Annotated in this window: 13 protein-coding genes; 9 read left to right on the plus strand and 4 right to left on the minus strand. The window is 69.2% G+C overall.

Going from position 1 to position 14,483, the window contains the following annotated elements; translation table 11 throughout:
* Positions 1-105: 105 nt before the first annotated feature.
* From ACFTWF_RS40410 to ACFTWF_RS40420, 3 genes are all read left to right on the plus strand, one after another.
* The gene (locus ACFTWF_RS40410) at positions 106-2,409 is read left to right on the plus strand and encodes a carbon starvation CstA family protein (protein ID WP_378466694.1); all 2,304 of its coding nucleotides are present in this window, start codon (positions 106-108) and stop codon (positions 2,407-2,409) included.
* Entirely contained in the window at positions 2,402-2,593 is a 192-nt protein-coding gene (locus tag ACFTWF_RS40415; protein ID WP_378466722.1) for a YbdD/YjiX family protein, read from the plus strand. The genes ACFTWF_RS40410 and ACFTWF_RS40415 overlap by 8 nt, the downstream gene beginning before the upstream one ends.
* 77 nt (positions 2,594-2,670) lie before the next feature.
* On the plus strand, positions 2,671-3,882 hold the full coding sequence (locus ACFTWF_RS40420; RefSeq protein ID WP_378466695.1) for an AI-2E family transporter: 1,212 nt from the start codon (positions 2,671-2,673) through the stop codon (positions 3,880-3,882).
* 7 nt (positions 3,883-3,889) lie between these two features.
* Here the strand turns inward: ACFTWF_RS40420 and ACFTWF_RS40425 are convergent, their stop codons facing one another.
* Both ACFTWF_RS40425 and ACFTWF_RS40430 read right to left on the minus strand, forming a co-directional pair.
* Positions 3,890-6,871, minus strand: a complete 2,982-nt coding sequence (locus ACFTWF_RS40425; RefSeq protein WP_378466696.1) for an AAA family ATPase — start codon at positions 6,869-6,871, stop codon at positions 3,890-3,892.
* Positions 6,868-8,052 (minus strand): exonuclease SbcCD subunit D, encoded by a 1,185-nt coding sequence (locus ACFTWF_RS40430; protein WP_378466697.1) that lies wholly within the window; start codon positions 8,050-8,052, stop codon positions 6,868-6,870. The genes ACFTWF_RS40425 and ACFTWF_RS40430 overlap by 4 nt, the downstream gene beginning before the upstream one ends.
* 105 nt (positions 8,053-8,157) lie before the next feature.
* On the opposite strand from ACFTWF_RS40430, the gene ACFTWF_RS40435 reads away from it, so the two are divergent.
* Complete coding sequence (locus ACFTWF_RS40435) at positions 8,158-8,406, plus strand: hypothetical protein (RefSeq protein WP_378466698.1); 249 nt, start codon at positions 8,158-8,160, stop codon at positions 8,404-8,406.
* Positions 8,407-8,429: 23 nt separating this feature from the next.
* The gene (locus ACFTWF_RS40440; protein ID WP_378466699.1) at positions 8,430-9,287 is read left to right on the plus strand and encodes a DUF6542 domain-containing protein; all 858 of its coding nucleotides are present in this window, start codon (positions 8,430-8,432) and stop codon (positions 9,285-9,287) included.
* A gap of 22 nt (positions 9,288-9,309) precedes the next feature.
* Here ACFTWF_RS40440 and ACFTWF_RS40445 read toward each other — a convergent pair whose 3' ends face one another.
* Positions 9,310-10,320, minus strand: a complete 1,011-nt coding sequence (locus ACFTWF_RS40445) for a 4-hydroxy-3-methylbut-2-enyl diphosphate reductase (protein WP_378466700.1) — start codon at positions 10,318-10,320, stop codon at positions 9,310-9,312.
* Positions 10,321-10,462: 142 nt separating this feature from the next.
* Between ACFTWF_RS40445 and ACFTWF_RS40450 the strand changes: the two genes are divergently transcribed.
* The 3 genes from ACFTWF_RS40450 to ACFTWF_RS40460 are packed head-to-tail and all read left to right on the plus strand — an operon-like array spanning position 10,463 to position 12,582.
* Positions 10,463-11,095: a lipid droplet-associated protein gene (locus ACFTWF_RS40450; protein WP_378466701.1), complete on the plus strand. Its 633-nt coding sequence runs from the start codon at positions 10,463-10,465 to the stop codon at positions 11,093-11,095.
* Complete coding sequence (gene xseA, locus ACFTWF_RS40455; RefSeq protein ID WP_378466702.1) at positions 11,092-12,348, plus strand: exodeoxyribonuclease VII large subunit; 1,257 nt, start codon at positions 11,092-11,094, stop codon at positions 12,346-12,348. Before ACFTWF_RS40450 ends, xseA begins: the two co-directional genes overlap by 4 nt.
* A gap of 3 nt (positions 12,349-12,351) precedes the next feature.
* Positions 12,352-12,582 carry an exodeoxyribonuclease VII small subunit gene (locus ACFTWF_RS40460; protein WP_378466703.1) on the plus strand — a complete coding sequence of 77 codons (231 nt, stop codon included), beginning with the start codon at positions 12,352-12,354 and terminating at the stop codon, positions 12,580-12,582.
* 13 nt (positions 12,583-12,595) lie between these two features.
* Here ACFTWF_RS40460 and ACFTWF_RS40465 read toward each other — a convergent pair whose 3' ends face one another.
* The gene (locus ACFTWF_RS40465; RefSeq protein ID WP_378466704.1) at positions 12,596-13,165 is read right to left on the minus strand and encodes a DUF4245 domain-containing protein; all 570 of its coding nucleotides are present in this window, start codon (positions 13,163-13,165) and stop codon (positions 12,596-12,598) included.
* 191 nt (positions 13,166-13,356) lie between these two features.
* Here ACFTWF_RS40465 and glpX point away from each other — a divergent pair, with 191 nt between their 5' ends.
* On the plus strand, positions 13,357-14,397 hold the full coding sequence (glpX, locus tag ACFTWF_RS40470; protein ID WP_378466705.1) for a class II fructose-bisphosphatase: 1,041 nt from the start codon (positions 13,357-13,359) through the stop codon (positions 14,395-14,397).
* Positions 14,398-14,483 lie beyond the last annotated feature (86 nt).

Below are 14,483 nucleotides of genomic sequence, written 5' to 3' on the forward strand. Positions count from 1 at the left end.
AACGTCGGCGCAATAGGGTGACGGGGGCCACAAAAGATGTGGCATCTGTCGACAGCGTTCCTCCTGGCACACAATGAGTACGGGGACGTTGGGAAGGAGTTCGCGATGGCCCTGAGAGCCGCCCCCGAATCCGAGGTCGAATACCTGAAGACGGATCCGGATCTGCCCCCGGTGGGCATCGTGGACCGCACTCCCATCTCTCCGACCGCCAAAATCGTGTTCGCCGTCCTCGGCATCCTCGGCGGCATCGCCTGGGTGATGATCGCGTTCGTGCGCGGCGAGAACATCAACGCCGTCTGGTTCGTGGTCGCCGCCGTCTGCACGTACCTCATCGCGTACCGCTTCTACGCGCGGCTGATCGAACGCAAGATCGTCCAACCACGCGACGACCGCGCCACCCCCGCCGAGATCCTCGAGAACGGCAAGGATTACATGCCGACGGACCGGCGGGTGCTGTTCGGGCACCACTTCGCCGCCATCGCCGGCGCGGGACCCCTCGTCGGCCCGGTCCTCGCCGCGCAGATGGGATACCTGCCGGGCACCCTGTGGATCATCATCGGCGTCGTCTTCGCCGGAGCCGTCCAGGACTTCCTCGTGCTGTGGATCTCGACGAAACGCCGCGGACGCAGCCTCGGACAGATGGCCCGTGACGAACTCGGCGTCGTCGGCGGAGTCGCCGCCATGATCGGCGTCTTCGTCATCATGATCATCCTCATCGCGGTGCTCGCCCTCGTCGTCGTCAATGCACTCGCGGAGAGCCCCTGGGGCGTCTTCTCCATCGCCATGACCATCCCGATCGCACTCTTCATGGGCGTCTACCTCCGCTACCTGCGTCCCGGCAAGGTCGCCGAGGTGTCGCTGATCGGCGTCGTGCTGCTGCTCCTGGCCATCGTGTCCGGCGGCTGGGTGGCCGACACCGGATGGGGCTCCGACTGGTTCACCCTCTCCAAGGTCACCATCGCCTGGCTGATGATCGCGTACGGTTTCGCCGCATCCGTCCTCCCCGTGTGGCTGCTGCTGGCACCGCGCGACTACCTGTCGACGTTCATGAAGATCGGCACGATCCTCCTGCTCGCCATCGGCATCCTGGTCGCCCGGCCCACCATTCAGATGCCCGACGTCACCACGTTCGCGATCCAGGGCAACGGTCCCGCGTTCGCCGGATCGCTGTTCCCGTTCCTGTTCATCACCATCGCGTGCGGCGCGCTGTCCGGCTTCCATGCCCTGATCGCGTCCGGCACCACCCCCAAACTGCTGGAGAAGGAGAAGCAGACCCGCCTGATCGGCTACGGCGGCATGCTCACCGAGTCGTTCGTCGCGATCATGGCGCTCGTCACCGCGTGCATCATCGACCAGCACCTGTACTTCGCGCTCAACGCGCCGGCCACCCTCACCGGGGGCACCCCGGAAACCGCGGCCGCGTACGTGAACGGGCTCGGGCTGTCCAGTCCCAACATCACCGCGGACACCCTCTCGCAGGCCGCGGCGAGTGTCGACGAGGAGTCGATCATCTCGCGCACCGGCGGTGCCCCCACCCTCGCGTTCGGCATGTCGCAAGTGCTCAGCCAGTTCCTCGGCGGCACCGCCCTCAAGTCGTTCTGGTATCACTTCGCGATCATGTTCGAGGCGCTGTTCATCCTCACCACCGTCGACGCCGGAACCCGGGTGGCGCGGTTCATGCTGTCGGACTCGCTCGGCAACTTCGGCGGCGCCGCCCGCCGGTTCAAGGATCCGTCGTGGCGGGTCGGAGCCTGGGTGTGCTCGCTCGCCGTCGTCGGCCTGTGGGGAGCCATCCTCCTGATGGGTGTCACCGACCCGCTCGGCGGAATCAACACGCTCTTCCCGCTCTTCGGGATCGCGAACCAGTTGCTCGCCGCGATCGCCCTCACCGTGGTCCTCGCCGTCGTCATGAAGAAGGGTCTCTTCAAGTGGGCCTGGATTCCCGGTGTGCCCCTCGTCTGGGACCTCATCGTGACCATGACCGCGTCGTGGCAGAAGATCTTCTCCGCCAACACGTCCGTCGGCTACTGGTCCCAGCACGCCGCGTTCAAGGACGCGAAGGAAGCCGGAAAGACCAGTTTCGGCTCGGCCAAGACACCCGAAGCCATCGACGCCGTCATCCGCAACACGTTCATCCAGGGCACTCTGTCGATCGTGTTCGCCGGGCTCGTCCTCGTCGTCGTCGTGGCCGGAGCACTCGTGTGCATCAAGGCGTTCCGGGCCGGTGGACTCCCGACCACCGAGTCGCCGGAGGAACCGTCGAAGATCTTCGCCCCGGCCGGGTTCGTCCCCACGTCCGCCGAGAAGGCGCTCGACAAGGAATGGAACGAACTGATCGCTTCGGGCGCGGTGCGCGCGCCCGGCGCGGCGCACACCCACACGGACAGGGCGCATCACCATGATGAATAGGGTCGTGGCCGCGGTGCGGACCGCGTGGTGGTGGACGGGATCGCTGATGGGCGACCACGACTACAGCCGCTACGTCGAGCACCTCCGCCGGAACCATCCGGAGGCGGAGGTGCCGACCGAACGCGAGTACTGGAAGGCGCGCTACGCGGACGCCGACGCCAACCCGGGTGCCCGCTGCTGCTGACCTCACCGCGCCTCCCCGCCGACCCCCAGTACTGTCAGTACTGATCGGCTGAGCAGACACGGTAGGGAGGACCATCTGTGACGGAGAAGGAAACCCCGGCACCGTCCGGGACCACAGTCACGAAACCGGACCGCGGCCACCTCATCGGGGTCGGCGCGATGTGGCTCGCCAAGTGGTCGCTGGTCCTGGTCGCGATCGCCCTGGGCGCGTTGCTGTTCGGGTGGATCATCCAAAAGCTGTGGGTGATCGTCCTCCCCGTTCTCCTGGCCATCGTGGTGTGCACGGTGCTGTGGCCGCCGACGCGGGCGATGACGAAGCGTCGCATCCCCCCGGCTGCGGCCGCCGCGACGACGCTCGTCGTGTTCATCGCCGTCGTGGCGGGAATCATCGCGGGCATCGTGCCGTCGGTCGTCAGCCAGGCTCCCGAGCTGGCCAACAAGGCCACCCAGGGCATCAACCAAGTACAGGACTGGTTGAAGGGCCCGCCGATCAATCTGCAGGACGATCAGATCGACCAGGGCATCCACACGATCATCGTGAAGGTCCAGGAGAGTGGAACGGTCATCGCCTCCGGGGTGTTCACCGGTGTCAGCACCGCCAGTTCCCTGCTGATCACGCTCGGCCTCGTGCTCGTGCTGTCGTTCTTCTTCATCAAGGACGGACCCCGCTTCATCCCGTGGCTGCATTCCGTCAGCGGCGGCCGCGCCGGCCGTCACCTCAAGGTGGTTTTGGGCCGCATGTGGGACACGCTCGGCGGATTCATCCGGACGCAGGCGCTGGTCGCCCTCGTCGACGCCGTCTTCATCGGCGCCGGACTGCTGATTCTCGGCGTGCCGCTCGCACCGGTCCTCGCGATCCTGACGTTCATCGGTGGCTTCATCCCGATCGTCGGTGCGTTCGTCGCCGGTGCCCTCGCGGTGCTCGTCGCGCTGGTGGCCAACGGTCTCACCACCGCGGTGATCGTGCTGATCATCATCCTCGTGGTGCAGCAGATCGAGGGCAACGTGCTGCAACCGGTTCTGCAGAGCAAGAGCATGAAACTCCACGCCGTCGTGGTGCTGCTCGCCGTCACGGCCGGCGGTTCCGTGTTCGGGATCGTCGGCGCATTCCTCGCCGTGCCCGCCGCCGCCGTCGCTGCCGTGGTGGTGCGCTACATCGGTGAACAGATCGACAAGCACAGCGCCGAGAGCAACATCACCGACTCCGCCGCCGCCGGCGAAGATCTCGGCGACGCCGAACAGGAAGGCGTCACCGTCGACCAGTCCGCCGTCGCCCCGACCGCGGACTGACCGCCGGTCAGCCGGCGACGACCTCCACCGTCGACCCGGTGCGTCCGCGAATCACGTGCAGCCTGCTCGGGATTCGCTGACGCATCTCGTCGACGTGACTGACGATCCCGACCACCCGGCCACCGTCGCGCAGCTCGTCGAGAACACCCATCACCGAGTCGAGAGTGTCCGCGTCGAGGGTGCCGAACCCCTCGTCGATGAAGATCGTGTCGAGCACGACTCCCCCGGATTCCGCCGCGACCACATCGGCGAGACCGAGCGCCAGCGACAGCGACGCCAGGAACACCTCGCCGCCGGACAGGGTCTTCGCCGACCGCACCACCCCCGTGTAGTCGTCGCGGATGTCGAGCCCCAGACCACCGCGGCGGCCGCGCGGACCGGCCTCGTCGCTGTGGACGAACTCGTAGCGCCCGGCGGACATCCGGCCGAGTCGCGCGGACGCCGACACCGCGACCTCTTCCAGCCGGGCCGCGAGCACATACGACCGCAGCGACATCTTCCTGGCGTTCTGGCCACGGCCCGCGATCACCTCGGCGAGCGCAGCCAACTCTTCGTGCGCGGCCTGTATCGGGGCAATCGTCTCGGCGGTCTTGTCGAGCTGACCGACGTACCGTTCCAGATCGAGCAGTCGGCGCTCGGCGTCGGACGCCGCCGCGACGGCGACGTCCACGACCTCCGCCGCCGCGTCGTGGGCGTGCTGGACGGCCGCCAATTCCACGGGTTCCGCGTCGGCGACAGCGGCGACCTCGGGGTCGTCGAGCACTCTGCGCGCCCACACCTCCGCGTCCCGCGCCGCCGTGAGGGCGGCCTCGATCTCATTGCGGCGGGCGGCGGTGCGGACCGCGGCGACAGCGTCGTCGACACTGCCGAAACCGGCATCCCCGGCGAGCACCTCGGCCTTGGCCGCGAGTTCACGGGCCGCCGACTCGGCACCGGCGCCGGCGTCCCGCGCGTCCAGCAGTTCCGATGCCGCCTCGGCGAGGGCGTCGAGTCGTGCGCGGCGATCCTCGACGCTGGGGTCGTCGCCCGCGGCCGCGGCGACGCGGGCCCGGATCTCTCCGAGTTGTGTCGTGCTCGCCGCGATCTTCTCCGCGACGGTGGCGGCGTCGACTCCCACCTCGCGGAACTGCTCCTGCAGCCGGTTCTCCCGGTCCCGCAGTTCGGCGAGCGATCCGGTTCGGCGTTCGACCTGATCGGCGAGCGCCGTCGCCTCCTCCACCGCCTCCTCCGCGGCTGTCAGTGCCTGCGCGAGTTCGTCTGCGGCGCCGTCGCCGCCGCGCTGGATCAAGACGTCGATCGCCCGCTCGACCGCGCCCAGCTTTTCGGTGGCGGCGGTCAGGGCCGTCGCGGCCATCTGCTCCGCGACACGTGCCGCGTCCTCGTCGGCCTTCGTGACCGACAGCTCGGACGGTTCGGCAGGCTGCGGATGCTCGAGTGAACCGCAGACCTGGCACGCCGCACCGTCCTCGAGCGTGCCCGCCAATTCTGCTGCCATGCCCGCGATCCGCCGTTGCAGCAGGTCGAGCCAGTGCTCCCGGGCGTCCTGATGCTTCTGCCGGGCATCGAGCACGCCACGGTCGCGCCGACCGTGCTCGGCGCGGCACGTGCGGAGATCCGTCGCCGCGGAGGCGGCGTCGGACGCACGATCGCGAGCGTCCACCAGGGCGGGCAGTGCGGCGCGGGCCTTCTCGGCAGTGTCGAGGGCCTTCTCGGCTTCCCGGAGCGCGAGGGGAAGTTGTTCCCGTTCCCGGGACAGCGTGGCGCCGGTCTCGGTGAGTTCGGCCTGCCGGGCCCGCAGCCGATCGAGTTCGACGGCGAGCCGGTCGGCGGCCGCGGATTCTGCGAGTGCGCCGTCGAGCCGCACGATCTCGTCGCGCCAGCGCCGGATGCTCGACCGGATGTGCTCCCGTTCGTCCGGGGCCGGTGGCCACGACAGTCCAGCCACGAGATCGGCGCCGCCCGCCGTGGAGCGCAGGCCCTCGGTGATGGCCTCGACGGTGCGCGCGGCGGCCGCAGCCTTTTTCCGCGCGGAGTCGGCGTCCCGTGCCACGGCCGCCACCGGTTCGGCCCGGCGTGCGTCCGCCAGTTCGGCGACGAGAACGGCCCGTGCGTCCGCCCCCGCGGCGTGGGCGTCGAGTTCCGACTCGGCTCGACGTTTGCGGTTCTGCAGTTCCAGGACCCGGCGCGCCTCGGTCAGCGCGTCGCGGGTGACGTTCGCCCGCGCCTTGGCCTGCTCGAGGTCGTCCGCTGCCAGGTCGCGGGTTTCGCGCGCCTCGTTCTCGAGCTTGTGGGCCCAGGTCACCGGATCGGCGTCGGCGCCGCCCTCGATCCCGGCGGCGGTCGCGACCCTCGCGAGCAGCACGTCGACGGCCCGCTGGTGCTCGTCCAGTTCGTGGGCGCTGGTGCGCCTGCGGTCGAGGAACCATTCCTCCACCGTCTCGAATCGCGTGGTGTCGAACAGCCTCTCCAGCAGCTGACCGCGCTCCTCGGTGTCGGCGCGCAGAAACTTCGCGAACTCGCCCTGCGGCAGCAGCACCACCTGGAAGAACTGGTCGGCGCTCATGCCCATCAGCCGCCCGACCTCGTCGGCGATGTCGGGAATCCGCGACAGGTTCTCGCCGTGACCGTCGAGCCAGGTGAGCGTGGCCTTCGCGTTCTCCTTGATCGTCCCCGACCCGCGACGCTTGCGTCGTTCGAACTCCGGGCTGCGGACGAGCCGCAGATGCCGGCCGGCGATCGTCGCCTCGAGCGTCACCGTCGGAACGGCACCGGCGGGTGCGTGGTCGGACAGCAGGCGCTTGCCGTCCTTCCGCGCCCCGGGCACGGTGCCGTACAGCGCGAACGCCACCGCGTCGAGGACCGTCGTCTTTCCGGCGCCGGTGTTACCGTGCAGCAGAAACAGCCCGTCGGCACCGAGCCGATCGAAGTCGACTTCCACGGATCCTGCGAACGGCCCGAAGGCTTCGACCTCCAGTCGATGCAGCCTCATGCGGTCTGTTCCAGCGCGACGACCGCGGCGGTGTTCTCGCCGGCCCGGTCGGCGTAACCGAGGGCGGCCTCCACCAGCCGGATCTCGCCTGTCGACGGTGCGTTGCGCACATCGGTGAGGAAGCTGCGCGTGATCTGCAGATCACTGCGCCCGTGCACCTTGTCGCGGTAGCGCAGATCGTCCGCGCCGTCCGGGCGTTGCCACTCGAGATGGACGGCGAACGGAAACCGGGCCTGCAGCGAGCGCATGGCGTCGACCGGACGTTCCGGGTCGGTGAGCACCGCCGACACATAGCAGTCCTCGGCGTCGCGGAACGCGTCGTCCTCGAGCAACTGCTGCACCGTCCCGGTCAGTTGCCGCAGACCGCGGACCACGGGCAGGTCGACGCGTTCGACCGTTCGCAGTCCGTCTGCGTCCAGATCCACGAGGTACACGGCCTTGCCGTGGGTGCGCTCACCGAAGGAGTACGGCAGCGGCGAGCCCGAGTAGCGGATGTTTTCGGCAAGGGTCTGCGGTGAGTGAAGGTGGCCCAGCGCAACGTAGTCGACATCGCCGAAGGCCGACGCCGACACCGTCTCGACACCGCCGACGGAGATCGACCGTTCGGATCCGGTGGCCTCGGCTCCCACGACGAATGCGTGGGCCAGCACCACGGACCTGGTGCGCGGACCGGTGTCGTTGCGCACGTCCAGGTTGGTGCGGACGCGACTCATCGCGGCGTCGAGGATTTCGGCGTGCGAGCGGGCGGCCGGCACGTCCAATTGCGCGCGGGTGATCTCGGGTTCGAGGTAGGGGATGCCGTAGAACGCGACGGGACCGTGCGCGTCCTCGAGCACGACGGGTGAGCCGATGCCGGCGACCGTCGTCATGAGGTGCAGTCCGCCGGCCCCGGAGAACGCCGCGCCCGCGCCGAGTCGTGCGGCGGAGTCGTGGTTGCCGGACGTAGCGACGATGACCGCGCCGGCGTCCCGGATCGCCTCGAATCCGCGGTTGCACACGGTGACGGCGTCGGCGCTGGGGATGGACCGGTCGTACACGTCTCCGGGGACGACCACGACGTCGACGCCGTGGTCGGTGACGAGCTCGGCGATCGCGTCGAGCACCCGGGCCTGGTCGGCGAGCAGGTCCACCCCGTGGAACGTGCGTCCAATATGCCAGTCCGAAGTGTGCAGGATCCTCATGTCCCGAGACCGTAGAGCACCCCGCCGACAACCTCGAATACCTCCGCCGCGTGGCGTCGGGCCGATTCGACCTGTCGGTGGGGCGGTGCACCATGAGCCCCACGAATGCACTCGCTGCACTCGGCATCCTCTCGGCGCCGGCCGCGGGCACTCGGGTGGCTGCTGCACGTGGCGCGGAGCGGCGTCACCGTCGCGGCGATGGAGTCCCGGGTCACAGTTACCGCGCGCAAGTTGCACGACCTCGACGTGTTCGACGGCGACGTCACCGAGGTCAGCGCCGTCGATTCGTGGCCGCAGCGCACAAATCTCGAGGTTCTCTCAGGCTCCACCGGTCACGCCAACGAGGCTAGTTAACAAGTTGCCGCTACTGTCGTTGTGTGTCTGCAACCCAACGTGCTCGCTCTGGGGTGCCGCTCGACAGGCGGTCGATTGTCCCTACGGTTCCCGGTCTCCCCTGGTGGGGTGTCGTTCTCCTGGCCGTCGGAGTCGCCTTTGTCGGATTCGCTGTCGATGCGGCTCGCGGCACGGAACTCACGGCGGCGTTCTCCACGTTCTATTTTCTCGGCTGTGTCCTCGCCGTGGCGGCCGCCAGCAATCGCGCGCTGTTCACCGCGATCGTCCAGCCTCCGCTGATCCTGTTCGTCGCCGTGCCGCTCGGGCAGAGCCTGATCGCGGACGAGAACAGCACCGCGCTGCGGGACCTGGCGATCAACGTCGCGTACCCGCTGGTCAACCGGTTTCCGGTGATGCTCGCCGCCACCGTCGTAGCACTGCTGATCGGCGGACTCCGCCTCTTCTTGTTGCAGCAACGCAAGACCGGTCCCGCCCGCACGTCCGAACGGCGACGCTCCCAGCGCGCTCCGCGCTCCGCCCGCCCACGCCGTGCGGCGGAGGACTCGGAGCCGACTCCACCGCCGCGCAGGGAGTCGCCGCGCACGGCGCGGAACACGGACACGGCCCGGGAGCACCCCCGTTCGTCGCGCCGGGCAGCCACGCCTCCCCCGCGCCGATCTGCGTCGTCGGGCGGCCGCACGGCGCCGCCCCCGCCGATGGTCGACCGGGCAGCACAGGCCCCCCGCTCGGCACCGCCGCGCGCTACCCAGGCGCAGCATTCGGTCCCACCGCGCGCCACCCCTCGGCCGCGCCCCAACCCTGACGTTCCGGCGCACCCCATTCCGCAGGTGCGCTACCGCGACCGGTACGAGCCGCCGTTCGAGACGGAGCAGCCCCGCTAGAGCTAGGTAGAGAGCGCGGCGATCAGGTCCGCGCCGCGCGCAGCTCGCGCGGCAGTGCGAAGACCAATGTCTCGTTGGCGGTGGTGACCGACTGGACATCGTGGAATCCCTGCTCGTCGAGCAGGTCGATCACACCACGGACCAGGATCTCCGGCACGGACGCGCCCGAGGTGATTCCCACCGTCCGGACGCCGTCGAGCCACGCCGGATCGACCTCGCGCGCGTAGTCGACCAGGTACGACGCCTTCGCGCCCGCGTTCAGTGCGACCTCGACGAGGCGAACGGAGTTCGACGAGTTCCGGGAGCCGACGACGATCACGAGGTCGCACTCGGGTGCCATCGCCTTGACCGCCACCTGACGGTTCTGGGTGGCGTAGCAGATGTCGTCGCTCGGCGGGTCCTGAAGATTCGGGAAACGTTCCCGCAGGCGCGCGACCGTCTGCATCGTCTCGTCGACGCTCAACGTGGTCTGCGACAGCCAGATGACCTTCGATTCGTCGCGGACGGTCACGGTGTCGACGGAATCGGGGCCGTCGACGAGTTGCACGTGGTCGGGGGCCTCGCCGGCCGTGCCCTCCACTTCCTCGTGGCCTTCGTGGCCGATGAGGAGGATGTCGAAGTCGTCTCGGGCGAAGCGCTTGGCCTCCTGGTGAACCTTCGTCACCAGCGGGCAGGTGGCGTCGATCGTGCGCAGATTGCGCGCCGCGGCCGATTCGTGGACCGCGGGAGACACGCCGTGGGCAGAGAATACGAGCAGCGCACCCTCGGGGACCTCGTCGGTCTCGTCGACGAAGACGACACCCTGATCGGTGAGTGTCTCGACGACGTGCCGGTTGTGCACGATCTCCTTGCGCACGTAGATCGGGGCGCCGTGCTTCTCGAGAGCCTTCTCCACCGTCTCGACGGCGCGGTCGACGCCGGCGCAGTAGCCGCGGGGCTCCGCGAGCAGCACGCGCTTCTCGCCGTCGGCGCGCGACGCTCCCGAATCTGCCGAACGTGTGATACCCACATTGAGTGGAACAGCCGAAGACATGGCTCCAGACTACGGGTCACCCCCGGCGGACGACACTTTCGCGGGGCCACGGCGGGGTACTGTGCGCAGCGTCGCACCCGAGTCGTCGACGCTGTGGGCACGTCGGCTACCCAAACGTGCCGTTCTCAGGCAGGCTGTGGGAATGATTCGTCCCCCGTTCGTGGCGCGCGTCGCCGCTGGAATCGCCGTGACGGCCGTCGAAGAGGCCAGGAAATTGCCCACCACCGCGGCCACCCTGCCCATGACCGCGGTCAGTCAGGTGCTGCAGACCACGATGCGGGTTCAGCAGACGATGACGGCGCTGGCCATCAAGGGCGACCAGGCGTTCGCACTCATCCACTGGACACACGACGACGAGCAGCCCGCGTGGGCCGTCTTCGACGAGGACACCGCCCCGGAGCCCGCCGCCGACGGCGGGTCCGACGACCGCCCGGCCGGACCGGGCCGGTTCGCCCTGTACTCGCTGAGTCCGCAGGACGAGGGCACGTCCGCGAAGATCTCGACCCCGAAGGCCGCGCCCGCCGCCACCAACGGCGCCTCCCCCGTCACGTCGGCGACCACGAAGTCCGCCACCTCCACATCGGTCGTCGCCGAACCGGAGATCGCCGTCGTCCTCGACTACGGCTCGCTGACCCTCGCCCAGCTGCGGGCGCGCCTGCGCAACCTGTCGGTCGAAAACCTCACCACACTGCTGGACTACGAGAACGCGACCCTGGCACGAGCGCCGTTCCAGACGATGCTGACCAACCGCATCACCACCGCCAAGGCCAAGTGACCTCCGCACAGCCCCGCGCAGCCAGTACCGGACCGAGCACCGCCGAGCAGCCCTGGCCTGTCCGCACCGTGTCGGCGAAGGTCGCGCAGTGGATCGACCGACTCGGAAGTGTCTGGGTGGAGGGACAGATCACCCAGATCAACGCACGCCCCGGCACTCGGACAGCGTTCCTGGTGCTGCGGGATCCGTCCGTCGACATGTCCCTGTCGGTGACCTGTTCCCCGCAGTTGCTGCAGAACTCCCCCGTGCCGCTCACCGAGGGCAGCCGGGTGGTCATGTTCGGCAAGTTGTCGTTCTACACCGGCCGCGGGTCGGTGTCGCTGCGGGTCACGGAGATCCGTGCGATCGGGATCGGTGAACTCCTGGCCAGGATCGAGCGGTTGCGCGCGCTGCTGGCCGCGGAGGGCCTGTTCGACCCGCGGCTGAAGCGTCCGTTGCCGTTCCTGCCGGGCACCATCGGGTTGATCACCGGTCGCGCGAGCGCTGCCGAGCACGACGTTCTCAGCGTGGCGCAGCGCCGCTGGCCCGCGGTGCGGTTCGAGGTGCGCAACACCCCGGTCCAGGGCCCCACAGCCGTTCCGCAGATCCTCGATGCGCTGAAGGAGTTGGACGCCGACCCGCACGTCGACGTGATCATCCTCGCGCGCGGCGGCGGCAGCGTGGAGGACCTGCTGCCATTCTCCGACGAGACCCTGTGCCGCGCGATCGTCGCCTGCACGACCCCGGTGGTCAGCGCGATCGGGCACGAGCCGGACAGCCCGCTCAGCGACCACGTCGCCGACCTGCGTGCGGCGACCCCCACCGACGCCGCCAAGCGAGTGGTCCCGGACGCCGTCGCCGAACAGGCGCTGGTCGGGGAACTGCGCGCGCGGAGCGCGGCCGCCCTGCGCAACTGGGTGCAGCGCGAATCGCACCTGATCTCCCAGCTGCGGAGCCGCCCGGTGCTCGCCGACCCCCTGCGCGCACTCGACCACCGGTCGGACGAGGTCCAGCGACTGCGCGAGGCCGGACGACGCGACGTCAGCCGGGCGATCGCGGCGGAGAGCACGACCGTCGAGCACCTGCGCGCGCGGCTCACGACCCTCGGACCGGCGGCGACACTGGCCCGCGGCTACTCCGTGGTCCAGCGGATCGTGCCCGACGGCGACCCCGAGGTGCTGCGCTCGGTCGACGACGCCCCGCCGGGCACCCAGATTCGCGTTCGAGTCGCCGACGGTGCAGTCCGTGCCGCGGTGATGGGAAAGGACAAGTAGGACATGAGCAAGCCCACCGTAAACGACGGCGACATCGCGGAGCTCGGGTACGAGGCGGCGCGCGACGAACTCGTCGACGTGGTCAAGGTGCTCGAGCAGGGCGGCCTCGACCTCGACGCGTCGCTCGCGTTGTGGGAGCGCGGCGAGGCCTTGGCGAAGCGGTGCGAGGAGCACCTCGCGGGGGCCCGCAAGCGCGTCGAGACGGCGCTGTCGCAGGCCGACGACGAGGGCTGACGCCCCCGGGTCGTCAGGCGGCGAGGATCGGCGCGTCGGCCGCGGCGGTCGTCAGCTGCGTGAACGCCTCGGGTGACGCACTGCCCGTCACGAGCAGCCGGACGTCGCCGAAGTCGGAGACCCAGATCGGTTCGACACCCTCACCGCCGTACACGATCCAGCTGTGACCTGCGACGTCCTCGGTTCCCGTCGCCGTGCGCGGGCCACCCGCGACGAACGGCACGAGCACCGTTTCGGCGGCGTTGCTCTGGGTGAGTTGGATGTAGCGGCCTGCCTCGGTGATGAATCCGACGGTGCTCGAATCTCCGCCGTTGTCGCCGCTGACGATGCTGCGGCTGCCCGAGTTGGGCGTCCAGCCCTCCGGGGTCGCCGGTTTACGCACCGGGAACGGAAGGTCCTGCGCGTCGTATTTCAGCGCCGCATCGATGTCGAAGCTGGGAATCGGGCCGCTCGTCGGACCGCCCGGGCTGAATGTGCACTGGCTGGCGATACCCGCGATCAGTACGCAGAACAGGACAAGGGGTAGGAGCGACCACACCATGTCGCGGTTGTTGTGCAGGATGCGGGGTTTATCAGATGCCACGCCCACCAGTATCCAGGGTCGGTCCCGGAACAACGATTCTCGGTCCCGTGATTCACGCCCCAGGAGCGCACGTCACCCATCTTTCTGGGAGAATCAGCAGGCGAGATCCACCCGACCCTCGGTGGCCGAGAGGCCGCCGACACAGCGTCGGCGTACAACGTCGACCGTGACAGCACCAGGAGGCACTGCCCATGACGGCTAGCACCACTTCGAGTCGCCGCGAGGCCCCGGACCGAAATCTTGCTCTGGAATTGGTCCGAGTCACCGAGGCTGGTGCGATGGCTGCCGGTCGCTGGGTCGGCCGTGGCGACAAGGAAGGTGGCGACGGAGCCGCCGTCGACGCCATGCGCCAGCTGGTGAGCTCGGTGTCGATGCGCGGTGTCGTCGTCATCGGCGAGGGCGAGAAGGACGAAGCCCCGATGCTGTTCAACGGCGAGGAGGTCGGCAACGGCGACGGGCCCGACTGCGACTTCGCCGTCGACCCGGTCGACGGCACCACGCTGATGTCGAAGGGTATGCCCAACGCCATCTCCGTTCTCGCGGTCGCCGAGCGCGGCGCGATGTTCGACCCGTCCGCCGTCTTCTACATGGAGAAGATCGCCGTCGGTCCCGACGCCGCCGATGTGATCGACATCACCGCACCGGTCGCGGAGAACATCAAGCGCGTCGCCAAGGTGCGCAAGGCGTCCACGTCCGACGTGACGGTCTGCATCCTCGACCGACCCCGGCACGCCGGGCTCATCCAGGAGGTCCGGGACACCGGCGCCCGCATCCGGCTCATCTCCGACGGTGACGTCGCGGGTGCGATCGCCGCCGCCCGCCCGGAGTCGGGCACCGACATCCTGCTGGGCACGGGTGGCACACCCGAGGGCATCATCGCCGCCGCCGCGATGCGCTGTATGGGTGGTTCGCTGCAGGGCCGGCTGGCCCCGACCGACGACGCCGAGCGTCAGAAGGCCATCGACGCCGGCCACGATCTGGATCGTGTGCTGACCACCGAGGATCTCGTGTCCGGCGAGAACGTCTTCTTCTGCGCCACCGGTGTCACCGACGGCGACCTGCTGCGCGGAGTCCGCTACTACGGTGGCGGCGCGGCGACCCAGTCGATCGTGATGCGGTCGAAGTCGGGCACGGTCCGCATGATCGACGCGTACCACCGTCTGGAGAAGCTGCGCGAGTACTCGTCCGTGGACTTCACGGGTGAGGACGGCGCCATTCCGCCGTCGTTCTAGGCAGCTTCGCTACTCGTGCGCCTTTCCGGTTGCTGCGGCGACCGGAAAGGCGCACGGGAGCATCCCCACTCGGCGCCCGGAAGTGG

The sequence above is a fragment of the Rhodococcus sp. NPDC056960 genome, assembly GCF_042674125.1.
GTDB lineage: Bacteria > Actinomycetota > Actinomycetes > Mycobacteriales > Mycobacteriaceae > Rhodococcus_F.

Coding starts and splice junctions, on each gene's coding strand:
- ACFTWF_RS40450 (WP_378466701.1), top strand. CDS start 10,463: ATGATTCGTCCCCCGTTCGTGGCGCGCGTCGCCGCTGGAATCGCCGTG.
- ACFTWF_RS40410 (WP_378466694.1), top strand. CDS start 106: ATGGCCCTGAGAGCCGCCCCCGAATCCGAGGTCGAATACCTGAAGACG.
- ACFTWF_RS40460 (WP_378466703.1), top strand. CDS start 12,352: ATGAGCAAGCCCACCGTAAACGACGGCGACATCGCGGAGCTCGGGTAC.
- ACFTWF_RS40425 (WP_378466696.1), bottom strand. CDS start 6,871: ATGAGGCTGCATCGACTGGAGGTCGAAGCCTTCGGGCCGTTCGCAGGA.
- ACFTWF_RS40445 (WP_378466700.1), bottom strand. CDS start 10,320: ATGTCTTCGGCTGTTCCACTCAATGTGGGTATCACACGTTCGGCAGAT.
- ACFTWF_RS40415 (WP_378466722.1), top strand. CDS start 2,402: ATGAATAGGGTCGTGGCCGCGGTGCGGACCGCGTGGTGGTGGACGGGA.
- glpX (WP_378466705.1), top strand. CDS start 13,357: ATGACGGCTAGCACCACTTCGAGTCGCCGCGAGGCCCCGGACCGAAAT.
- ACFTWF_RS40430 (WP_378466697.1), bottom strand. CDS start 8,052: ATGAGGATCCTGCACACTTCGGACTGGCATATTGGACGCACGTTCCAC.
- ACFTWF_RS40435 (WP_378466698.1), top strand. CDS start 8,158: ATGCACTCGCTGCACTCGGCATCCTCTCGGCGCCGGCCGCGGGCACTC.